Here is a 22,229-nt window from a genome sequence, read left to right as displayed (position 1 = left end):
CCGACGCCGACGGCAACCGGTCGAACACCTGGATCGCCGACGGCCGGGGCCGGCTGGTCGGCGTGGTCGACGCGGACGGCCACCGGCAGTCGACCAGCTATGACCGCTACGGCAACCCGGTGACCGTGACCTCGCGCGACGGCGCCACCACGACCACCTTCTACGACGAGCGCGGCCGTCGCGTCCGCCAGGTCAGCCCATCGGGCGCGGACGTCGAGTGGGTCCACGACGAGCTCGACCGGATGCTGTCGGTCACCGTCACGAGCTCGGCGGGTGAGGACGAGCCCGTGCAGGCTGTCACCCGCGACGCCTACGAAGGCGACTCCCGCGATCCCGCGGAGGTCCTCGACCCCGAGGGTGGCATCACCACCATGGTGTGGCAGGGCGGCCTGCTGCGCGAGGTCGTCGACCCCGAGGGCGTCCGGGTGGAGTTCGCGTACGACGAGCACGGCGACCTGATCGCCAGTACTGACGCCGAGGGCAACGTCGCCCGGCTGGAGCGCGACGGCCTGGGTCGGATCACGGCTGCGGTCACCCCGCTCGGCAACCGCACCGTGTACTGCTACGACGGTGCGGGTCCGCTGACGAGCCGGCAGGACCCCGACGGCGGTATCTGGCGCTACGAGCACACCGCGGCCGGTCGCCTGAGGGCGGTCATCGACCCGACCGGCGGTCGGACCGAGATCGAGCACGGCTCCCACGGCGAGCAGGCGCGGACGATCGACGCCCTCGGCCGGGCGGTCTCCCTCAGCTACGACGACCTCGGCCTGCGGACCCGGGTGGAACTGCCGGACGGCGCTTCCTGGGGCTTCATCCACGACGCGATGTCGCGGCTGGTCGAGACGAAGGACGCCTCAGGCGGCCGCTGGCGGCTCGGCTATGACGTGAACGGCCGGCTGGTGCACACCGTCGACCCCACGGGCGTCGAGCGCCAGGTGGAGCGGAACGCCTCCGGGCTCCCGGTGCGGGCGGGGGACCGGCTGAGCCAGACCACCGCCGACTACGACGCGTTGGGCCGGACGGTGGCCGAGTCCGGGCCCGACGGCAGCACCACCTCCTACCGCTACGACCGCTGCGGCCGCATCGTCGAGGCGACCGACGCCGCCGGCGGGGTGACCCAGGTCGAGCGGGACCGGGCAGGGCGGGCGGTCCACGTCACTCACCCGATGGGGTCGACCTTCTCCTATGAGTACGACTCCTGCGGCCGGCGTTCGGCGACGATCGACACCGACGGCTCCCGGTACGGGTTCGGCTACGACGGTGATGGCCGGCTGGTCCGTGAGTTCTGGCCGACCGGTGAGCAGGCGTGGCTGCGTTACGACCAAGCCGGGCGGGTGGTCGAGCGGTTCGAGCCCGGCCGGGGCGTCTCGCAGTACGGCTACGACGCGGCCGGGCGGCTGGTGCGGACCGCTGACGCCTGGAACGGTCGGCGCCGCTTCCGCTACGACGCCGCCGGCCAGCTGGTCGAGGCGGTCAACGCCCTCGGCGGGCTCACCCGGTACGACTACGACCTGGCCGGACGCTGCGTCGCGGTGGTCGATCCGCTCGGCGGCCGGACGGCTCGGTCCTACGACGCCATGGGGCGGATCACCGCCGAGACGGACCCGCTGGGCCGGACCACCCGCTACGGCTACGACGCGGCCGGCCGGCAGGTCCGGCGGGTCGACGCCACCGGGTCGGTGCTGTCCTACGCCTACGACGACACGGGTCGGCTGCGTGACAGCTACGCCGACGGGACCCTGCTGTGCTCGGTCGAGCGGGACTTCGCGGCCCGGACGATGCGGGTGCGGGAGGGCGGTGGGGTTGTTCATGAGCTCGGCTGGGACGCCGGTGGTCGGCTGGTCCGCCGGATGCGCGGCGCGACCGGGCTGTCGTGGTGCTACGACGCGGACGGCCGCCGGACGTCGTTCACCGGGGTGCACGGCGAGCAGACCCGTTATTCCTACGACGCGGCCGGCCGGGTGTCGGCGGTGGAGGCGCCCGGACTGGGGCGCGCGGTCGTCGAGCGGGACGCCATCGGGCGGATCGCGTCGGTGACGGCGCCTGGGCTGCACGCATCGTGGACGTGGGACGGCGGTGCCGTGGTGCGGCTCGAGGTGAGCCGCGAGGGCGTCACCTCGGTCACCGAGATCGAGCGCGACGACGCCGGCCGCGTGGTCGCGGAGGTGGTCGACGGGCTGCGGACGGCGTATGGCTACGACCCGGCCGGTCAGCTCGTCGAGGCCCGGCGCAGTGACGGGTCGACCACCAGCTACAGCTACGACCGTGCCGGTCGCCTGGTGCGTGAGGTGACGGACGGTCGCACGATCACCAGCCGTTACGACGCCGCCGGCCAGCTCCTGTCGCGTCGCCGTGATGACGGGACGACGGAGTACCGCTACGACGAGGCAGGGCGTCGGGTGCGCGAGGTCGGGCCGGACGGCGAGCGTCGGTTCGCGTGGGACCCGCGTGGGTTCCTGGGCTCGATCACCACGGTCGCCCGTGACGGGGACCGGTTGACCGCCCGTACGCAGCGGTTGAGTGTGGACGCGCTGGGCGAGCTGTCGGAGGTGGACGGCGCGCCGGTGATGTGGGACACAGCGGCGGCTCTGCCGGCGCTGGCGCAGGTCGGCGAGGTGGCGGTGACCGGCTGCGGGCCGTTGACCGGGCTGCTGCCGGCGGGTACGTCCGGTGGGTCACCGGGTGCCGGGGAGTGGGTGACGCCGACCTGGCGGCCGGGCTCGTCCGGGACCGACCCGTGGGCGGTGGCTCCGGGCGCGGGCTCAGTGGGTGCTGGGCCGAGCGGGCTGCCGCCGGGGGTGGCGGTCGGTGGGCAGGGTGGTCTGTTGGTCGCTGGTCTGGAGTGGATGCAGGCGCGGGTTTACGACCCGACGTCGCGGGGGTTCTTGTCGACCGATCCGTTGGACCCGGTCGTGGGTGCGGGTTGGGCGGGTAACCCGTACAGCTTCGCGGGGAACGACCCGCGGAACGCGGTGGACCCGTGGGGTTTGCGTCCGGTGACGGATGCGGAGCTGCAGGGGTACCGGGACTCGAACAACGGGTCGTTGCGGAGTGCGGTGTCGGCGGCGTCGGACTGGGTGAGTGAGCACAAGGAATACATCGTCGCGGGCGCGTTGATCGTGGGCGGGATCGCGGTGATGGCGACCGGGGTCGGGGGTCCGATCGGTGCGGCGATGATCGGTGGCGCGTTGATGTCGGGCGGGTTGTCGGCGGGGACGCAGCAGTACCAGAACGGTTCGGTCGACTGGGGCCAGGTCGGGGTCGATGCAGCGATCGGCGGCGTGGCTGGTCTGGCCGGCGGTGGGGCTGGGGTGGCGGCGGCGCGGGCGGGTGCCAAGGCGGGAGGGCAAAGCCTTGGTCGGACCGTTCTTACTGGCGCCGCAAGTGGTGCTGTTGAGGGCGGCACTGCAGGTGGGCTCTCCTACGCCGCCTCGGGGCAACCGATGACCGCGGGCGGGCTTGCCCGGGCGACGATGGGTGGGGCGTTGACCGGCGGAGTCGCTGGCGGCGTCAGCTCGGGCGCGACGCTCACCAAGGTCTCCCGTACCGCCTGCTTCGTGGCCGGTACGCAGGTCCTGCTCGCCGACGGCACCGCCAAGGCGATCGAGGACATCAAGGTCGGGGACGAGGTCGTGGCCGCGGACCCGGAAACCGGGGCAACGCATCCAAAGCCAGTGGTCGACACCTATGTGCACGACGACGTCGAGACCTGGCTGGTGGAGACGTCGACCGGCAGGGTGACCTCAACAGCCGAGCACCCGTTCTGGGTGGACGGCCGCGGCTGGACACCGGTCCGGGAGCTGCAGCCGGGCGACAAGTTAGTCGATGCCGAGGGCGTGCGGGTAGAGATCGTCGCAGTCACCCCGACCGGTGAAAGCGCGCGGGTGCATAACTTTCACGTCGCCCACCTGCATGACTATCATGTCCGGGCCGGGGACGGTTGGGTGCTGGTACACAACACTTGCGCTACGCAGTCGCTAAACGCCGGTACCGGCCATGCAACTAGCGAGACCGTCGACCTGTACAGAGCAGTAGGCGTGCGCGAGTATGACAGTGTCATGTCAAGTGGCCGATTTGCACCAAACGCCAATAGTTTGGAGGGCCGACAGTTTGCTAACACCATGCAGGAGGCTATTTATTACGCAGACACTGATGTGACTAAAGTTGCGATCTTGAGAGCCAGGGTCGATCGTTCGGCCTTAGATGGAGTCGATTTCTCAAGGAGTATCGATCCCTTTATATTTAGGAATGGGGTTTATACAATGCAGCCTGGATCGCAGAGCGAAGCCTTTCATGCAGGGCTGAAGGGAGTCGATCATGTCTTCTAGAACCGAGAAAAAAGAGGTTCGAACAGCTCGCGTTCGATTCCTCACTACGGAGGAAGGCGGACGCTTTGGGCCGCCTCAGTCTGGAGTTCGCTCACAGCTCGATCTCGGACCGTATCAGACTTCCTGTATCGTAACGAGCGCGTCCGGGTCCACTGAACTTCCACTCGGTGAAGATTTGTTAGTCGAGATTCGGCCTCTATTTCCAGATCGACTTGGCGACGCCTTCACCTCACTCGGCCTCGTAATACTTAGCGAGGGGAACAAGGTTGTGGCCAAGGGGCGGTTTACTGACGACCAGCCATCGTGAACGAATTCTCGTATTTATTCGTCACATTAGGTGACTTACTTCCACTAATTGTATAGTTCATCCACGAAGGCTTGGTTCAACTTCCTGCTGTTCGAAGAGGCTTGAGATCCGCGCTGACAATGCGCGCATCGAACTCCGGGAGCAGCTCGACGCGGTTCCCGCGACTGGCGAGGGCGGGTCGGTCACAACTTCCCGGCAAGCACCTGCACGACTACGCTGTCCAGATCTCGGCGTGCTTTGTCGCCCGTTGACCTTGCCTCATCTTCGCGGTGCGCGCACGGTGAAGACGACGCGCCGGGTCGACAGACCCGGTACCGCAACGCGGCCGGTTCCGTGCCGTCCGCGACGAGGTGGACACCTGGCAGGTGGGAACCCCGACCGGCACGGTGACGTCGATGGCCGAGCACCCGTTATGGGTGGACGGCCGCGGCTGAACCCCCGCCCGGGAGCTGCAGCGGGGGGACAAACTGGTCGATGTCGATGTCGACATCGACGGCGTCCGGGTCGAGGTCGTCGCCGTCACCTTGACCAGAGCAGCTGCCACTGTTTACAACCTCAGGGTCTCCCGTACCGCCTGCTTCGTGGCCGGTACGCAGGTCCTGCTCGCCGACGGCACCGCCAAGGCGATCGAGGACATCAAGGTCGGGGACGAGGTCGTGGCCGCGGACCCGGAAACCGGGGCAACGCATCCAAAGCCAGTAGTTGAGACCTATGTGCACGACGACGTCGAGACCTGGTTGGTGGAGACGTCGACCGGCACGGTGAGGTCGACGGCCGAGCACCCGTTCTGGGTGGACGGCCGCGGCTGGACACCGGTCCGGAAGCTGCAGCCGGACGGCAAGCTGGTCGACGCCGACGGCGTCCGGGTCGAGCTCGTCGCCGTCACCCCGACCGGTGAGACCGCGACCGTGCATAACTTCCACGTCGCCCACCTGCACGACTATCACGTGCGGGCGGGCACTCAGTGGGTTCTCGTACATAACATGTGTAACACTGGCCTCTCTGAGTCGGCAGGGCAAGGGTCCCGGCTGGCTGAAGCTTCAAGCGCAGCTCAACGGGCCGCAGACGACCCAACTGCGATCTTCATCAAGAACAAGCACCTTTCGACAGCCGGTGGTAACGGAGCAAAATTTGCATCCAACGACATCAGTGAGGTTCAGACCTGGGTGAGTCAGGGCCTACGTTCGGAAGGGGCGGTATTCGCTCCCAACAATCTAGATGATACGTTCCGAGTCGTGTCAGACATGGACCGAGTAGTGGGTACGAAGGGTCAAACACGCATTAGAGCCATAGTCACAGACGACGGTCGTGTGATCAACGCCTTTCCTGTGAACGTTGCGTGAGTTGGTGCTGCTAACGTATGATGCCCTCAACACGGACGACCTGAGGGAAATCACTCCTGCGGATGTTCTTATTCGCGTTGATGCTCATTTCGAAGTCTTGGACGAACCGCAACTGATATACTCCGAACCTTCATTCCCAGTAGTAGAGCTGGCTCGCGAGTTACGAATCTGGATTGGACAAAATGGTAAGTCAGACTTCGAGTTCAGGTCCATGTCTTTTGAAGAATCTGGTGCACTGAGTATAAGAAGAACCCCCGAAGGATGGGTGTTCGGCTCGATATTTGAGCCCTCGCACCTCAGTATGCCGGCGCCTTGGGAAGTAGTTGCGTGCTGCGTATCTGAGTTTGTGGAACGAGTTGTAGCTGATCTTGTCGCTCTAGGGCTAGATCCGTTAGTTCTGCGTTGATTGTTACGTTGTGTTCCACGAGATTCCGAGCATCGCAGTTAAGTTATTTACTGGGCCATATAGACTCGAAAATGTTTGCCAGCAGGCACGAAGTTATTATTGATGCTATGGGATCGGCAACTAAATAAATCGGACTCTATGGCTTCTCGCTGCTCAGAGACATCGAATGGTGCATGTTCTCATACTGCGTGCGGCATGCTCCAGCTGTCGCATCGTAAAGCGGTGTGCCCCCGGCTGGCACATGAGAAATCGTGGGAACTTCGAATGCACTGGTACCAGGCTGAGGCGTTCGATGACGCTATGCGTTGGCCAGCCATGCCGACTCCTACTTCATGGACCAGCTTGGTCTCACGCACGACACTCCCTTACGAGTTCCAGGAGGCCGACCGCCGTGAATGCAATCCAGGCTGCCGTCGCCATGCTGACTAATCTCCTGGCCAGCGGCGAGTTCGCGAGCGCCGAGCGAATGACAGGGGGCCGTCGACTTTCCGCCGCCGACATCGAGCGGGCCGTCAGTGAGTACGGGCGAACTCTGGTGCCACTGCCGCCGGAGGCGCTGGACCAGCTTGACGTCGTGGAGGTCGAGGGTGCAGAGCTGCCGACGTTCAACGTGGACATCGACCTGTGGACAAGTGAGCAGGGCCGGAGCGACTTGACGCTGCAGCTCGAGCTGGTCGACCGTTACGGCGGGGCTTACGAGGTCTCGATCCTCGACCTCCACATGCTGTAGCCCCTAGCCCCTCGCCTCCGAGGGGCACTGACGAATGCAGGAATCAGGATCCGATGAGCATCGACTGGGACGGGTATGAGCCGTATCAGCCTCCGTACTCGGGTGACCTGTCGCGCCTGTCGCGCGCCGAGGCCACCGAGTCGTTCGCGCACGTGATGGGTGCTCGCCCGGAGCGGCGGAGCCAGTTGACCCACCTGCTCGCCAGCGACGGCATCGAGTTCGGACCTCCGATGCCGACGTACAGAAGCTCAACAAGTGGTTCGACCGATCCGTCGAACCCCATCCAGACGACCCCTCACGGCTGGCCAACCGGTGGTACGCGGTCGTCGACGACATCGCGTTCGGGCTGGGCGACATTCTCGTCGGCCGCTGCCCTGGTCTGCGCTGGGAAATGTTCACCCTCGGAAAGAAGGATGTCGCTTACCAGAAGCACGTGATCGTCGGCTTCAGCACAGCCGAGAACCCGAAGTACAACCTCGACCTCGACCGGCTCGTGGCCGGGCACGGACAGCGCATCATCGCTGATCTGCCGGAGCCCGAGGATGCGTTCGTGAGAATATTGGCGGCGGCCGAAGCAAAGGCCTGACCCGACAACGCGCGACGACAGTGAATGCTCGTTATCGTGCGGTGACACTACCCAACGATCTTGTTGTCGCTGGGTGGCGGAGGGGCTCATGTGGTGCTTACCTCCGGGAACTCCGCACCCCACCACAGCAACTACCCGACGGCGCTGATAAGGAAGACATCGTCGCGGGCGCGTTGATCGTGGGCGGGATCGCGGTGATGGCGACCGGGGTCGGGGGTCCGATCGGTGCGGCGATGATCGGTGGCGCGTTGATGTCGGGCGGGTTGTCGGCGGGGACGCAGCAGTACCAGAACGGTTCGGTCGACTGGGGCCAGGTCGGGGTCGATGCAGCGATCGGCGGTGTGGCTGGTCTGGCCGGCGGTGGGGCGGGGGTGGCGGCGGCGCGGGCGGGTGCCAAGGCGGGGGCGCAAGGCTTTGGTCGGACCGCTCTTACTGGCGCCGCAAGTAGTGCTGTTGAGGGCGGCACGGCAGGTGGACTCTCCTACGCCGCCTCGGGGCAGCCGATGACCGCGGGCGGGCTTGCCCGGACGACGATGGGTGGGGCATTAACCGGCGGAGTCGCCGGCGGCGTCAGCTCGGGCGCGACGCTCACCAAGGTCTCCCGTACCGCCTGCTTCGTGGCCGGTACGCAGGTCCTGCTCGCCGACGGCACCGCCAAGGCGATCGAGGACATCAAGGTCGGGGACGAGGTCGTGGCCGCGGACCCGGAAACCGGGGCAACGCATCCAAAGCCAGTAGTCGACACCTATGTGCACGACGACGTCGAGACCTGGCTAGTGGAGACGTCGACCGGCACGGTGACCTCAACGGCCGAGCACCCGTTCTGAGTGGACGGCCGCGGCTGGACACCGGTCCGGAAGCTGCTCCCGGGGGACAAGCTGGTCGACGCTGACGGCGTGCGGGTCGAGCTCGTCGCCGTCACCCCGACCGGTGAAACTGCAACCGTGCACAACCTGAATGTCGACAGCCTTCACAACTATCACGTGCAGGCTAGCGAGGGCCAATGGATACGTGTGCATAACGCCTGCACGCCGGAAGTCACCTTCAGCCGAGTGAAGGCGCCAGCGATCGCTGCCAACTTCGACGATGCGGTCGCACAAGGCCCACCAACCCGGCTCACGCGCGTAGATGCAGCGATGAAGCGCATGAACCGCCGAGAAGCCCAAAGAGGTGTGCCACGGGTGCCCGGGCTATCGCTCGACGAGTACCCCTTTCCTTCGTCAGCTCAGGGTGGCGCCGGCGCGCACGTGTGTGCCGTCCCCGTATCAGAGCAGCACTATCAAGGCGCCACACTCAAGAACTTCTTCGAGCGTGAGGGAGTGGGAATCGGCGATACCTACGATGTTGGATGGAAGGATTGATCCGTGACCTTGACTGACTCCCTACTCTCGATCGAGTCCTGGCTCCTACGGCTCGGTCGTGTCCAGTTACTCGAAGCTTTGCGACCCGGCGTCTCTAGGGTCGTGGTGGAGCAGTCGTTGGCCCGTGCCGGTATGACGAGTGTCGCCCCCCTCGAGGAGTTGTACGGCTGGCACGACGGTACGGAGCGACCAGGCGACGGCATTGTCGATGGTGTCGAGGTTATCCCCGGCTTCTATCTCCTCGGCTTGGAGGAAGCCTTGGCCGTGAGGATCCTCTATCTTGAGCAGGACACGTGGGCTCCCCACTGGTTGCCGATTCTGACCGACGGCGCTGGCTATTTTTACCTCGTAGACCTCAGTGCCGGTGCAGACCCCACCGTGCTTCGATGGGAGTTTGACGATCCGGAGGCGGTCGTCAGCTTTGAGTCCATCGACCTTCTCGTCGATACGATTTTTCACGCGTACTCCCGGGGTGTCATATTCGTCGATCCTTGGGGCTATCTCGACATGGACGAGGCGCAGTTCGCAGCATTGGCATCTGACCTCAATCCGACCGCAGATGCATGGAGAGAAGAATGACCAACCTCTTCGAGTCACCCTTGTCCCTATTTATGGTGAGGGGCATATCCCGAGGCTAGGCTCGGGCCGCAAATTCGGTTACTTGTGGTGAACCGTCGACAGAGGCGTGATACTCACTTTAAGAGGACGCTGCGTCTTTGAGCGCCACCTCCTGCCGATTCGCCGAGCTGGGCCCTTCGACCTTGGGCGCCTCCACCGGTTTCCCGACGACGTGCGTCGCGTAATAACTACCGAACTGCCGTATTTCAGGGTCTGAGGCTTGAGTGGGCGGGATCGCGATCATGGCGACTGGGTCGGCGGTCCGATCGCGACCGCGATGATCGATGGTGCGATGGCGTCGAGTGTATGCCTGCAAATCCAGCATTACCGATACGGCTTGGTCGGCTGGGGTCAGGTCCGAGTCGATGCCGTCGGTGGAATCACTGGTGCGGCTGGCTGGCGGAGACCTCGACCGGCACGGTGACCTCGACAGCAGAGCACCCGTTCTGGGTCGACGGCCACGGCTGGACCCCCGTCCCGGAGCTACAGCCGGGGGATGAACTGGTTCGACGCCGACGGCGTCCGGGTCGAGGTCGTCGCCGTCGCCTTTGCCAGACCATCTGCCACTGTTTACAACCTCAACATCCAAGACCTGCACACTCACGACATGCTCTGCGGCGCGCAGTAGCTTCTCGTGCATAACGAATGTACGACGCGTGTCGGGCCGCTGGACGAGCGAGGATGAGTATGCAACAATTGTCGCAATTAACCGGGTGCAAGAAGGTGCCGGCGACCGAACCTATCTGACGGTTCCTCCGGATCCCGACGTTTTCCTAGTCAGCGGAGGCGTCTTCAGCACGTTTGACCTGCCGTCCGCGAGCTGGCATGCGGCGGTAGGATAGAGTGTCGACAGTTGATCGGTCCTAATATCACGACTCGTCGATTTGGCCCTCCGCCTGCGCAAATGCCATCAGCAACTAATATCAAGAGAGGGCCGACGCGATGACGTGGGTCGACGACCTTGAATTGTGGTTCAATCGCAGACGGAACCGGCTCGAGGCAATCGGCGACTCCAAGTTCGTGCGTGATCCGACTGGCCGTACGAATGGCGACTTCGCTGGGGTGTACGTCAAGCTACCACGTGAGTCGGTCGAAGTGCTGGTATGGAGAACTGGTGCGGTCGAATTCGACCGCGGACCCGTAGATTCGCCGACCCTCGAGCATCTTGACCTTGTGTCTGACGCGGACTTTGACTCTTTAATGCGTGCGGTAGAAGCGTATCTGAGGATAGACGAGTCAAACTGGTCAAGCCGAGATTAGCCCCTGACCGCTTTCGCGGTTATTGGTGCGGCCGTTATTGGTGGCGCGTTGATATAGGGCGGGTTGTCGGCCGGGACGCAGCAGTACCAGAACGGTTCGGTCGACTGGGGCCAGGTCGGGGTAGGCGCGAGCGGGGCTCGGTATGGCATGAACTGACTGGGCCGGAACGTGCTCACCGGCGCGGCGGCCGGAGCGGTCGATGGTGGTGTCGCGGGTGGTCTGGGCTATGCGACGTCGGGGCAGTCGGTGACCGCGGGTGGTCCGGCCCGGGCCACCTTGGGTGGTGCGGCGGTAGGTGGTGCGACCGGCGGGGTGCTGACGAAGGTGTCGGGGTCGGCGTGTTTCGTGCCGGTACGCAGGTGCTGCTCGGCGACGGGACGTCGAAGCCGATCGAGGACGTCGTGGTCGGCGGCGAAGTGCTCGATCGGCCGACCCGGAAACCGGGGAAACCCGTGCGGAGCGGGTGCTGGACACCTATGTGCACGACGACGTCGAGACCTGGCTGGTGGAGACGTCGACCGGCACGGTGACCTCGACGGCCGAGCACCCGTTCTGGGTGGACGGCCGCGGCTGGACCCCGGTCCGGAAGTTGCTCCCGGGCGACAAGCTGGTCGACGCTGACGGCGTGCGGGTCGAGCTCGTCGCCGTCACCCCGACCGGTGAGACCGCGACCGTGCACAACTTCCACGTCGCACACCTGCACAACTACCACGTGCGGATTGGCTACCAGTCGGTGCTGGTGCACAACACCTGCACCGACGCCGAGGGATTGGCCGATCTCTCCTCCTCGCGGAAGAGCCTGGGGCTGGATCCTGCTGGGCCCGGTTCGCCCACGTTGTCGCGCCTCGACGTCGAGGGGGCTGACTCCATCTACGGGATCAGCGCACACGGACAGCCTGTCGACCTGCGGGTGAACCCCATCTCGCGCACCCACGCCGAGACGGATGCCCTGCAACAGCTGTCCAACAGGGGAGGCGCGGGAGGCCAGAGTGCGACCATGTACATCGACCATCCTGATGGTCTATGTGGTCCGTGCGGTCGCAGTGGCGCCGTGAAATCGATGAGTGGTCAGACCGGGATCTCGCAGCTGAGAGTGGTGTGGCCCGGAGGAAGTACGGTATTGACGCCATGACGGACGTGACGATGACCTGGGACGGCGACGACGGCGAGGTGGTGAACCCGCCTGTCGAGGAGCTGGTGCGCAGGATCCGCGCACTTGACGGGCAACGGCTGACGATCGTCACGCTGCAGAGCGAGACGGGCTACTTCGCGGTCGGAGGTTCGGCGTTCGACGGGTTGGTGGTCTACGCCGATCTCGGGGACGGCGACTTCTGGTCAGTGCTGTCGCCGGTGACCTCCTCGACTAGGACGGTGACGGTGGTGGCCGGTGGCCAGCCCGGTGACTATGAGGAAAGGCTGGTGACCACCGCGGAGGTGGCCGTCTCCGCCGCAACCCAATTTCTTGCGTCCGGGACGCTGTCGGGTGACGCCGAGTGGATCAAGAGCTGAGTCATCGCGGCGGCTGTCGTTCCAGCCGCACGACGTGAGCCCTCACATCGTCTGGGCTTCAGCGGCTCGACGCCTGGTTCGACCGATCCGTCGAGCGCAGTGCGGACGACGACTCGCGGTCGGCCAACCGCTGGTAGGCCGTCGGCAACGACGCCATTTTTCCGGGGGCGACTTACAGGGGCCGACTACAGTGAACGCGATCCAGGCTGCCGTCGCCATGCTGACTAATCTCTTGGCCAGCGGCGACTTCGCGAGCGCCGAGCGCATGACAGGAGGCCATCGACTTTCCGCCGCCGACCTCGAACGGGCCGTCAGTGAGTACGTGCGAACTCTGGTGCCACTGCCGCCGGAGGCGCTGGACGAGTTGGACGTCGTGGCGGTCCAGGGTGCAGAGCTGCCGACGTTCAACGGGGACATCGACCTGTGGACAAGTGAGCAGGGCCGGAGCGACTTGACGCTGCAGCTCGAGCTTGTCGACCGGTACGGCGGGGCTTACAAGGTCTCGATTCTCGACCTCCACGTCTACAGCGAAATGGGCGAGGGGATCAATGACTCGGTGGGCCGGAGCATCGAGACTGGAGCGCCCGTCGCACCTATCCACACTTATGGTCCCGGCGAGCCGATTCCGAACTTCACGCTCAGGACCCCTGACAACCTCACGATCTACTCGGGATCTTCGACCGTCGGCCAGTCGACGCCCCTGTCAGATCTCCTTCAACCTGGGATGGGTAACGTCCACTGGGCGGCCTGTACCAAATTGGTATGAGATGACCTATTACCCAGACTTGTCCGAGTACGTCTACACGGTGGATGACCAGCGGATGCTCAATGTTGGCTGGTTGTCTGCTAGTCATGCTTTTCCTACGGGAGCGGTCGAGGCCTCGACGATGCAGGCCATCCTGCGGTTATGCGAATCTCAGTACAACATCATGCGTGGCGTCCACGACTGTGAGTTCTGCGATCAGGAGTCTCCCCTACGGGTTCCTGCTGATGTCGAACGAGGGTACGTCTCGTTGGGCATGGGGGAGCTGCGTGTCAAAGGCGTGGACGGGCTGACCTACGCAGCACCATCGCTGATCTACCACTACATAGAAGCGCACCGGTACCTACCTCCGAGCGAGTTCTTGGCAGCCGTTGGCGCCGCCGGGTCATAGTCCGTGAGGGTCTGCTGCACGAGTAGATCACAGGTCGGGTCAGGCGACTTGAGCCAGTCGGTGGTCACGCTGGTCTCGTACTTGATGGGGTCAATCGGCGAGCCGGGGTTGGCGTCGGTGCCTGTGGTAGGTCCATTCGGTCCAGGTGATAATCGCAATGGAGCTGCTGGAGGCTGGTCCAGTGGTGCCGGTTCGACCCGTTATCCTGCAGCAAACTGAAGAAGGACTCCATGCGGCGTTGTCGCCGATGTACTTCAAGTTGGCCTTGCGGGGTCACCCCGGCCGCGAGCCGGTCTCCGGAGTCTGAAGATGTTTGCCTCTAAGGAGAAGCGGCACCTGCTGGAGGGCCCGCGTCCTGGGGCGACGCCCGGAGGGGTCGGGCTCGTCGACGTGATGGCACGGACCGACGGCAGTTCCGAGGACCTGCTCGATCGGTGTCGCGAGGTCTTGGAGGAAATTCTCGATGCGGGACCTGCGCTCTGGCCTTCGGTGGATGAATGGCGCTCGAGCCTTCCGCAGTGGTTCGTCCGAGGGTGTGCCGACGAGCCAGCGGCAGAGGACGAGCGCGCTGGCTGGCATGGTGGCGCGGCCTCGATCCCCCGGCGCGGCAGCAGGCCAGCCGTGACCGGCCGTGGAGCCTGGCCGACTGGCTGTGGTGGATGCAGCCTGACGAACGCACGTGGTTCTGGTGGAACGCTCGCCGCGCGAACGAGCACGAGGTGCAGATCCACCTCGAGGTGCCCGGCTGGCCCTCGCCGACAGGGGCCTTGGTGGCTGCTGCAGGTGGCAGGTGCGAAGGCGGTCGAATGGCCGGCGGAGACAATCTGAGGGGCGCCGCCCCGACGGGCTGTCGGAGGTCGGCGGTCGCGTCGACCTCCGTGGTATCGGCCTGACGGCAACGCCGGCGAGTGTCGGGGACAAGGACGACCCGTCGGCTGGGGTGTCGTGGGAGGCCTTGGACCTCACCGAGGCCCAGCTGGACGAGCTACGCGTCTTCGGCGGTCGGATCACCGACTGCGTGTTCGCGGCCAGTGTGTGGGCTTCAAGCTGTGGGGCAGCGACGTGACCGACTGCTCGTTCCGTCGTGCGGATCTCCGGTCGGGAGCGCTCGGTACGGGGGAGTGGCAGGGCGACGCAACCGCTGGGTCCCGGTGAGAGTCGACCGGGCCAACCTGCGGGGTCCCAGTTCACGAGGTGTTCGCCGGAGAGGTGCTGGTTCGAGAGGACGTCGAAGCTGCTGCGGATCGTCGACAGCGAAGTGATCGACTGTGTCTTCAGCGGGATCTTGGACACCTTGCTGATCGACGGCCGCGGACACCGGGCCGCCGTCTCGCCGACGGCGTTCTCGGCGGATTTCAGCGCATCGGTGCTGCGCAACTCGAAGATCGAGGGCTACGTGCTCGACCGGGTCGCCTGGCCCGATCAGCCCGGGCTGGTCGTGGTCCGGCACTACCCGCAGGTGTTTCGGGCTGCCGCCGCGTGGCTCGCCGGGCAGGCCCGAACTTAGGCAGAGCAGCAGGCGGTCACCATCCTGAGCAGCACGGTCAAGGCGCCCGGCTCGGAGGAGTCCGACCTTTGTCTCGACCTGAACGGCTACGGCGCTCCGGCGGTCACCGAGGCGGTGGGTCGGGCGCTGGATCACGCGCAAGGCCGATGACCGCCCTCCTGCTCGCGCGGCGACCATGGCGACCCTTGGCGGCGGGACAGCACCCGTGACCAGGGCCTATCCCGACCTTCAGGCTCACCTGCCGGTCACGATCAGCAGCGCCGCTGTCGATGGTCCGGCGGTGCTCCTGCGTGGGGAGGACTGGGAGCTCAGTATCGCTGGCCAGTGGGAGGGTTCGATCGAGGGCCGAGCTCTGGCGTGGGACGACGACGATGTCGCAGACCACCTCGAGGGGCTGGTTGGGGAGGCGCTGCTCGCCGTTGGTGACGCCGGGATCGACGAAGTCGGTTTCCAGTTCAGCAACGGTGTGCTGTTCGTCGGATCCGAGGCAGATCAGGAACCGTGGGTGCTCCGGCTACCCACCGCCACTTTCGTGGGCCGTGGCACCCGCTGACACTGTCGCCGCGTTGTGGTGGAGGATCGGAGGTGCAGGCCAAGAGCCGAGTATCGGAACACGCCCACGTCAAGGTGAGGGGGTCGGGAGTACTGATGACGAATGGTCACCCGAGCACCGGAACTACGTCACCGACGACGGTCGTAGGATCAGGCTCCTCCTGTGAACGTGGCGTGATCTGGTGCTACTGACGTACGACGCCCTCAACGCGGGCGACCTGGGAGAGGTCACCCCTGCCGATGTCCTCATTCGCCTTGATGCTCGCTTCGAAGTCGTCGATGACCGGCGACTCATCTTCTCCGACCCTTCGTTCCCAGTAGTTGAGCTGGCTCGCGAGTTGCGAGCCTGGCTCGAACGGAACGGTCGGTCCGATTTTGAGTTCCAGTCCATGTCGTTCGAGGAGCGTGGGTCGCTGAGCATCAGAGAAACTTGCGAGGGCTGGGTCTTCGGCTCGGTATTCGAACCTTTACACCTCAGTACGCCGGTTTCCAGGGAAGCAGTGGAGGCCTGCATATCTGTTTTCGTAGAGCGAGTTGCGGCGGATCTTGTCGCCCTCGGGCTAGATCCGTTGGTCTTGAGCTAAGCGTGGTGCTCTGGACGTGGAGCCGCCGACGTCGAACGGGTGATCCCTCTGCTGTGTCGGCTCAGGGCGATGCCGGCGGGGCACGTGCCGTGCCCTGCGCAGGAAACGGATCGTGACGACCGCGAAGGCCAGCACTGGTGACTGCTTCTGCAAGGTCTGTGGTTATCGTGCGAGTGACCCGCCCTGGGGTGCGGACGGTCGAACTCCGTTGTTCGAGCATTGTCCATGCTGCGGCGTCGAATGGGGTTACCAGGATGCGACGCTGTCAGGGGTGCAGCGATTTCGATCCGTCTGGCTCTCCGCAGGCGCTCCTTGGCGGGACCGCACGGTAGCGTCCGACGGACTCGACGTTGTCGTGCGTCTGCAACAGATTGAGGTGAGTCTGCCTGCGTAAGACAGGCGAGACGGTCTTGCGGACAGACTTCGATCTGAGAGCAGTCGAAGTGGAATCTGGAAGCTGAGGATTCCGGGGCCCGGAGGAAGACGGTGTTGACGCCATGACGGACGTAGCGATGGCCTGGGACGGTGATGACGGCGAGGTGGTGGATCCGTCGGTCGGGGAGTTGGAGCGCAGGATCCGGGCGCTGGACGGGGAACACCTGACGATCGTCACACTGCAGAGCGAGACGGGCTACTTCGCGGTCGGAGGTTCGGCGGCCAACGGGCTCGTGGTCTTTGCCGATCTCGGGGACGGCGATTTCTGGTCGGCGCTGTCACCCGTGACCTCCTCGACCACGATGGTGACGGTGGTGGCCGGCGGCCAGCCGGGAGACTATGAGGAGCGGCTGATGACGACCGTCGAGGTGGCCATCGCTGCCGCCACCCATTTCCTAGCGTCCCAGGCGCTGTCGCCTGAAGTCGAGTGGACCAAGAACTGAGGTCCTCGTGACGGCTGTCGTCGGGGCGGTCGGTGCGGCGACCGGAACCCGTCGGCTCGGAGACACTGTGAGCTCTTGTCGAACCCTCCGCCGACGTGCTGACCTTGACGTCCCGAGCGGTCGAAGTCGCCTGTGGAAGGAGTAGCGATGGCGGAGTTGTTGCCGGCAGCAGAGCTGCCCAAAGGGTTTCGTTACCCACCAGGGTTTCTTCGGATCGTCGGGCTGGGCCTGGTGGACCTCGAGCCGTGGTTGATCCTGCAAGGGCAGAGCCTGCTCGACCGTCAGCATGGCCTCCAGGCGCGGTACCCCAGCCGCCGTGTCGTGCCGTTCGCCCACCGAACAGACAGGGACGATGTCGCGTGCTGGGATCTGGACGCCGGCCCAGAGCAGGTCTCGGTGCTGAGCGACTTCGACGCACCCGGGTTCGAGCAGGGCGAGATCTATCCGAACTTCTACGGGTGGTTCCGGTCGGCCGTGGAAGACTGCCTCGAGTGGGACGACTAACCCCGCGAAGTGGGTGGTGGCTGGTGGCGACTCGATGGAGGTATTCGTGGTGGATGACGAGGTGTCGGTCGTCCTGTCCACGGCGCAGGCTCTTGTTCTGTTCGACTGGCTTGCGAGAAGTAGCGAGGCCGGAGCTCCTGTCGGTGCCCTGAGTGATGCTGAACAGAGGGTGTTCTGGGACCTCGAGGCGATCCTCGAATCAACTTTGTCTGAGCCGCTTGCTGCCGGGTATTCAGAGCTGCATTCCGAGGCCAGCAGAAGAGTCCTGGGTCAGTAACGTACCTGAAGACTCACTTTGACGAATGTGGTCGGTGCACAGGAGTGGTGAAGATGACCGAGCCGAACCTGAGTGACGGCCGATTTGCGTCATCCGTAGCCGAGATCATCACCGACGGTCTGAAGCGTGGTGGGCTCGAGGTAGACGCAACATCTGGCGCTTGCGCGGCGATGACATGCAGTGGGTGGTGACGGTCGACCGGGTGCCGCACCTGCCTCAGGTCCATGTCATCGTCGGCCTCGACTTCGATGCGGACGGCACCACCGGCGCGAACTACTGCCCTATGGCCACGAGCGCGGCCAAGCTGGCGAAGTCCCAGGGTCTGGATTCGTTGAGGCTGGACTGGGCCCTCAACGGTTCGACGCCGATGGACTTTCGTGAGCGTCGCGAGGTCATCGACACCACAATCGACTGGGTGGTGGCCTTTCTGGGGACCCTTCGGTCGGTGACCGAGGTCCGTGAGGCCTACCGGTCCGGCAACTTCGAGCTAGGCCCCATTCGTCCAGACGCCCGGGCCTTCCTCGACGGGGTCACCGAGGTCTGGGAACCGTCGCGTTGACCAGTGCGGCCCCGCCTTCCAGCAGCCAGTCGCTTGATAATGCGTCTGAGACGGTCAAGGGGGTGACCGGTGATCACGGTGGTTATCTGACCCGCACCACGGCGGTGCAGTGGTGGTCTCGATCCCCGACCAGAGGCAGAGTGCGCGGCTGCCAGAGCGGTTGGCGTCCGCCACCAGGGATGAGCGTCAAGAGGGCCCCGCCGCCGGGCGAGCACGAGCGGCTGATTGGATACCTTTCAACCGTCGCGCAGCGCGGATCAGCAATGGCTGATCGGCCAAGGTCGGTTCCAACATGAGGTTCGATGATCGGCACGAGGTGGTGGTCACCGGATCGTGGACCGATGAGATGGCTCAGGCCGTCGAATCGGGGGTCGCGGATCGGGTGGTGCTGAACCACGCGTTGGGATATGACGAGCGGGACCTGTATTTCCTGCAGTACTTGCCGATCCGGGAGCTGGTGATCCTGGATCGGCGGATCACCGACCTGACGCCGGTGTACACGCTGGCTCCGAGGCTCGAGTTCTTGGACGTCGAGGTCGATCCGGCTACCCGGGTCGACGTGGCGGCGCTTCCCAACCTGCGCGACCTCAGCGCGAACTGGGTCCAGGTGGCGGAGACCGTCTCAGCGGGTAAGCGCCTCCGTCGTCTGGCGGTTGACGGTTATCAGGCGGACGATCTGGCGCCGTTGGCCGGCCTGCGCGAGCTGTCGGCCCTTTCGATGAGAGAGCGGCCGAGGATTCGCTCCGTGAACGGGTTGAGCGAGTTCCTGCTCCTGGAGCAGCTGAGCATCTTTCTTGCCGCAGGTTTGGTCGATGTAGCGGACCTACGCGGCCGCGACCTGCTCACCATTCTCGAGCTCGAGGGGTGCCGCAAGCTGGCCTCGCTTGCCGATCTGGCCGGCTGCACAGCTTTGCGGGTGCTGAATCTCGCCGAAGGTGGCGAGCTGGAGTCGGCGGCCCCGCTGGCGGGTCTGGTACGGCTGGAGGAGCTGTACCTGTACGGCACGACAAAGTTCCTGGACGGTGACCTCTCACCCCTGGCCGGGCTGCCTCGTCTGCAGGAGCTGCGGATGCAGAACCGGCGTCACTACAAGCCCAGCGTCAACGACATCCGCGCCGGCCTGCACAGAGGCTGAAGCACCGGGCCGGGGGACTGGTGCATCATCGTGGTTGCCGGGTCGCTCGGCCCGGGCATCGGGATCTTCACCGACGAGCCGCGAATGGGAATCGGGAGGAGCTGAGGTGGTGACTGCGGCTGAGCTGAAGCGTCGGTGGAACGACCCGGAGGCGATGCGGTTGGTGCGGGCGGTGCGCTCGTGGCTGACCGGCCAGGCTGCGCGGCCGGCTGGCCTGGGTGAGGTGGAGGGTCGGGTCGACTTGCGGGGGATCCCGTTGACGGCCTCGCCGGTGATGCTGGGTGACAAGGACGACCCGTCGGCAGGGGTTGTGTGGGAGTCGTTGGATCTGTCGGGCGCGCAGGTGGAGTCGTTGCGTTTCTTCGGGTCTCGGATCAGTGACTGCCGTTTCGACGGGGCGAGTGTGCTGGGTCTGCGGTTGTGGGGGACGGAGGTGTCCGACTGCTCGTTCCGCCGCGCCGACCTGCGGTCGCGCGCATTGGGTACCCCGGAGTGGCGGGGGCTGCCGACGGTGTGGCGGCGGGTGGCGTTCGACCGGGCCCAGCTGCGGGAGTCAGAGTTCACCGGGTCTGTGTTGGAGGCCTGCACGTTTGAGAAGACGAGCAAGCTGCTGCAGCTTCAGGACTGCGAGGTGATCGACTGCACGTTCCGGGGGAAGCTGGACACGTTGCTCATTGATGGTCGTGGTCTTTCCCAGCCGGTGTCGCCGTCGGCGTTCTCGGCGGATTTCCGGGAGGCGGTCTTCTCCGACTCGAGCATCACCGGCTATGTGTTGGACCGGGTGTTGTTGCCTGAGCAGGCGGATCTGGTGGTGGTGCGTCGGTATCCCGAGGCGTTCCGGGTGGCGGCGGCGCGGCTGTCGGAGCGGGCGGGCACGGAGGTGGAGCGGCGGGTGGTCGCCTTCCTCGAGGGGTGGGCGCAGCCGCCCGGGGCGGAGGAGTCGGACTGCTGCTTCGACCTCGGTCCGCTCGAGGGCGCAGAAAATGCCGGGTTCAACGAAGCACTTGAGCGGGCGCTCGGCCTTCGGAGTCTGCGCGGCCGGTGATGCCTTCCGGCCGCCAAGGAGGTTGCACGGGCGCCGAGTACGCGGAGGTCCGTGACCTTCAGACTGATCGCCAATATCTCCCTGAGAGGAACAAATGTCACTGCCAGACGATTCAGGTGCTCTGAGGGAAGTTGTTGTACACGTCAAGCCGCATCGTCCTGATCGAGGAGTGGTGAGCTGGTGGGACGAGGACGCAGTGATCCGAATCGAGTGTGATGACAAGCCCGAATCGATCGCGATCATCTCAGGAAATGCAGCTGGCCCGATGTCGTTGGCTCGGCACCTACTGACTCTCACCCAACCTGATACGCCTCGAGGATCTCACATGGATTTCGACACCTACTTCGGCTGGTTCGAGGAGGGCTCGGCAGCTCTGAGAGTCGAGTTGGATTAGCCAATCCGACACCGGGGTGCTGCCGACCTTGCATTGGTACTTGAACCAGTAGACGGAGGACCATCATGGTGACCGATCTGAGCGGAGTCACGTTCCCAGCACGGCGGCGGAACCGCGAGCCGGTCCCGCTGATCGAGCTTCTTCTTGCGGTCGGTCCCTGGATCCTCGGTCCGATCGGCTGGCGGATCGGTGACTGCGAGTTCAGCAGCGGGTCGCGCGGAAGTGCCGAGCTGGCTCGGCTCACGAACGGTGAGGTTCGACTGACAACTCTGAAGCTGGTAGACCTCATCAGCGACGGGGTGCAGTTGATCGACGGCGATGTCTTCGCCTACAGGAACGAAGATGAAGACCCCTTCCTCGTACTAGCGTCGGTTCGAGGAGATGAATGGGATGTCTACTCAGACGAGCGGGGCCTCCTGGATGTCATCAGGGGGATCTTCCCCGATGGGAAGGATTTGCCGGCGAACTAGGGCTCGCGCCAGATGAACGTCCAACGTCTTATCGGCCGGAAAGGGGGCCATGGCATTGCTTTGTCTCAAGGGGATTACTGGATCCCAAGCTTCCCACCGCCCCATCCGGAATGCTGGGTTACCTTCGCTCGGACCACCGGAACGGTCAATCGACTATCGAACATGACGCTGAGTGCCGGCGATGAGGGGTGGCTCGCTACCTGGTTGTCGCACCACACCGCGCCTGGATTGAACGAGGAGGCGAGCTACATCTACATGGCTCTGCACGCCGACTGGCGTAGGCAGCGGCCCGATGGTCAGACTCAACCTCGCGGAGTCATCGGTCTTGGATCTGGTTTGGGGTCGGGTGAGCCGCCAGCGTCGGTGCCGTCGACAGTGGCGCACATCATTCGCCTGGCACGGGACTCCCTGGCGGGCAGAAGTCTGGAGGAGCCGGATGGTCTGCCATCCTCGGAAGGCGCCTGGTAAATGCATCTTCTCGTAGGCGAGACGTATCCCGACGATGACTCGAAGGTGTACGTCACGGTCCTGGAGTAGCAGGATGGTGCCACTGGCCCAACAAACCCCCTCTGGGCAGTACGATCGATGTCGAACTTGACGCTCCGGGTGAAGCCAGCTGGGACGACATCGAACTCAACGACGAACCGACGGTCGCTGACGAACCACGTGTAGGTTCTCGCCTAACTTGTCGGTCTCTCATTAGTTTGTCGGCGGCGTGTCGC

20 protein-coding genes and 1 pseudogene are annotated in these 22,229 nt (G+C 64.9%); all 21 read left to right on the top strand.

Going from position 1 to position 22,229, the window contains the following annotated elements; all coding sequences use genetic code 11:
- Nucleotides 1-4,328 (top strand): polymorphic toxin-type HINT domain-containing protein (locus ACFFC4_RS20140; RefSeq protein ID WP_375504210.1); only part of this gene is annotated, 4,328 nt, incomplete at its 5' end.
- A gap of 888 nt (nt 4,329-5,216) precedes the next feature.
- Entirely contained in the window at nt 5,217-5,978 is a 762-nt protein-coding gene (locus ACFFC4_RS20135; protein WP_375504208.1) for a polymorphic toxin-type HINT domain-containing protein, read from the top strand.
- Nucleotides 5,979-6,802: 824 nt separating this feature from the next.
- Complete coding sequence (locus tag ACFFC4_RS20130; protein WP_375504206.1) at nt 6,803-7,114, top strand: hypothetical protein; 312 nt, start codon at nt 6,803-6,805, stop codon at nt 7,112-7,114.
- 391 nt (nt 7,115-7,505) lie between these two features.
- Nucleotides 7,506-7,700, top strand: a complete 195-nt coding sequence (locus ACFFC4_RS20125; protein WP_375504204.1) for a hypothetical protein — start codon at nt 7,506-7,508, stop codon at nt 7,698-7,700.
- Nucleotides 7,701-7,897: 197 nt separating this feature from the next.
- Entirely contained in the window at nt 7,898-8,527 is a 630-nt protein-coding gene (locus ACFFC4_RS20120; protein WP_375504202.1) for a Hint domain-containing protein, read from the top strand.
- A 69-nt stretch (nt 8,528-8,596) separates the two neighbouring features.
- The gene (locus tag ACFFC4_RS20115) at nt 8,597-9,061 is read left to right on the top strand and encodes a NucA/NucB deoxyribonuclease domain-containing protein (protein WP_375504200.1); all 465 of its coding nucleotides are present in this window, start codon (nt 8,597-8,599) and stop codon (nt 9,059-9,061) included.
- 3 nt (nt 9,062-9,064) lie between these two features.
- On the top strand, nt 9,065-9,640 hold the full coding sequence (locus ACFFC4_RS20110; protein WP_375504198.1) for an SMI1/KNR4 family protein: 576 nt from the start codon (nt 9,065-9,067) through the stop codon (nt 9,638-9,640).
- 535 nt (nt 9,641-10,175) lie between these two features.
- The gene (locus ACFFC4_RS20105) at nt 10,176-10,307 is read left to right on the top strand and encodes a hypothetical protein (protein ID WP_375504196.1); all 132 of its coding nucleotides are present in this window, start codon (nt 10,176-10,178) and stop codon (nt 10,305-10,307) included.
- A gap of 1,068 nt (nt 10,308-11,375) precedes the next feature.
- Nucleotides 11,376-12,071, top strand: a pseudogene (locus tag ACFFC4_RS20100) (polymorphic toxin-type HINT domain-containing protein); the annotation flags it as partial.
- Nucleotides 12,068-12,448 carry an Imm1 family immunity protein gene (locus ACFFC4_RS20095; RefSeq protein ID WP_375504195.1) on the top strand — a complete coding sequence of 127 codons (381 nt, stop codon included), beginning with the start codon at nt 12,068-12,070 and terminating at the stop codon, nt 12,446-12,448. The pseudogene ACFFC4_RS20100 and the gene ACFFC4_RS20095, both read left to right, overlap by 4 nt.
- 190 nt (nt 12,449-12,638) lie before the next feature.
- A complete protein-coding gene (locus tag ACFFC4_RS20090; RefSeq protein ID WP_375504193.1) occupies nt 12,639-13,214 on the top strand; it encodes a putative adhesin in 576 nt (191 codons plus the stop codon).
- Between the two features lies 1 nt (nt 13,215).
- Nucleotides 13,216-13,602, top strand: coding sequence for a hypothetical protein (locus ACFFC4_RS20085; RefSeq protein WP_375504191.1), 387 nt, complete (start codon nt 13,216-13,218; stop codon nt 13,600-13,602).
- A 1,258-nt stretch (nt 13,603-14,860) separates the two neighbouring features.
- Nucleotides 14,861-15,109 carry a hypothetical protein gene (locus ACFFC4_RS20080; RefSeq protein ID WP_375504189.1) on the top strand — a complete coding sequence of 83 codons (249 nt, stop codon included), beginning with the start codon at nt 14,861-14,863 and terminating at the stop codon, nt 15,107-15,109.
- A 205-nt stretch (nt 15,110-15,314) separates the two neighbouring features.
- Nucleotides 15,315-15,662 (top strand): hypothetical protein, encoded by a 348-nt coding sequence (locus tag ACFFC4_RS20075; protein WP_375504187.1) that lies wholly within the window; start codon nt 15,315-15,317, stop codon nt 15,660-15,662.
- A 1,095-nt stretch (nt 15,663-16,757) separates the two neighbouring features.
- Nucleotides 16,758-17,123, top strand: coding sequence for an Imm1 family immunity protein (locus ACFFC4_RS20070; RefSeq protein ID WP_375504185.1), 366 nt, complete (start codon nt 16,758-16,760; stop codon nt 17,121-17,123).
- A 147-nt stretch (nt 17,124-17,270) separates the two neighbouring features.
- Nucleotides 17,271-17,627, top strand: a complete 357-nt coding sequence (locus ACFFC4_RS20065; protein ID WP_375504183.1) for a hypothetical protein — start codon at nt 17,271-17,273, stop codon at nt 17,625-17,627.
- A gap of 46 nt (nt 17,628-17,673) precedes the next feature.
- Nucleotides 17,674-17,904, top strand: coding sequence for a hypothetical protein (locus ACFFC4_RS20060; protein ID WP_375504182.1), 231 nt, complete (start codon nt 17,674-17,676; stop codon nt 17,902-17,904).
- 160 nt (nt 17,905-18,064) lie between these two features.
- Entirely contained in the window at nt 18,065-18,463 is a 399-nt protein-coding gene (locus ACFFC4_RS20055; protein WP_375504180.1) for a hypothetical protein, read from the top strand.
- A gap of 292 nt (nt 18,464-18,755) precedes the next feature.
- Nucleotides 18,756-19,598, top strand: a complete 843-nt coding sequence (locus ACFFC4_RS20050) for a hypothetical protein (protein ID WP_375504178.1) — start codon at nt 18,756-18,758, stop codon at nt 19,596-19,598.
- A gap of 109 nt (nt 19,599-19,707) precedes the next feature.
- A complete protein-coding gene (locus tag ACFFC4_RS20045; RefSeq protein WP_375504176.1) occupies nt 19,708-20,643 on the top strand; it encodes a pentapeptide repeat-containing protein in 936 nt (311 codons plus the stop codon).
- A gap of 459 nt (nt 20,644-21,102) precedes the next feature.
- Nucleotides 21,103-21,507: a hypothetical protein gene (locus ACFFC4_RS20040; protein WP_375504174.1), complete on the top strand. Its 405-nt coding sequence runs from the start codon at nt 21,103-21,105 to the stop codon at nt 21,505-21,507.
- Nucleotides 21,508-22,229: the final 722 nt, after the last annotated feature.

Origin of the sequence: uncultured Jatrophihabitans sp. (genome assembly GCF_964244045.1) — a bacterium.
Lineage (GTDB): Bacteria > Actinomycetota > Actinomycetes > Mycobacteriales > Jatrophihabitantaceae > Jatrophihabitans.
Note: the sequence above shows the minus strand (reverse complement) of the source record. Positions and strands in the feature narration are given on the sequence as shown.

Bases quoted from the DNA above. Each gene is read 5' to 3' on its own strand.
- ACFFC4_RS20130 (WP_375504206.1), top strand. From the start codon at position 6,803: ATGCTGACTAATCTCCTGGCCAGCGGCGAGTTCGCGAGCGCCGAGCGA.
- ACFFC4_RS20125 (WP_375504204.1), top strand. From the start codon at position 7,506: ATGTTCACCCTCGGAAAGAAGGATGTCGCTTACCAGAAGCACGTGATC.
- ACFFC4_RS20120 (WP_375504202.1), top strand. From the start codon at position 7,898: ATGGCGACCGGGGTCGGGGGTCCGATCGGTGCGGCGATGATCGGTGGC.
- ACFFC4_RS20105 (WP_375504196.1), top strand. From the start codon at position 10,176: ATGAACTGGTTCGACGCCGACGGCGTCCGGGTCGAGGTCGTCGCCGTC.
- ACFFC4_RS20095 (WP_375504195.1), top strand. From the start codon at position 12,068: ATGACGGACGTGACGATGACCTGGGACGGCGACGACGGCGAGGTGGTG.
- ACFFC4_RS20085 (WP_375504191.1), top strand. From the start codon at position 13,216: ATGACCTATTACCCAGACTTGTCCGAGTACGTCTACACGGTGGATGAC.
- ACFFC4_RS20070 (WP_375504185.1), top strand. From the start codon at position 16,758: ATGGCCTGGGACGGTGATGACGGCGAGGTGGTGGATCCGTCGGTCGGG.
- ACFFC4_RS20065 (WP_375504183.1), top strand. From the start codon at position 17,271: ATGGCGGAGTTGTTGCCGGCAGCAGAGCTGCCCAAAGGGTTTCGTTAC.
- ACFFC4_RS20050 (WP_375504178.1), top strand. From the start codon at position 18,756: ATGAGGTTCGATGATCGGCACGAGGTGGTGGTCACCGGATCGTGGACC.
- ACFFC4_RS20040 (WP_375504174.1), top strand. From the start codon at position 21,103: ATGGTGACCGATCTGAGCGGAGTCACGTTCCCAGCACGGCGGCGGAAC.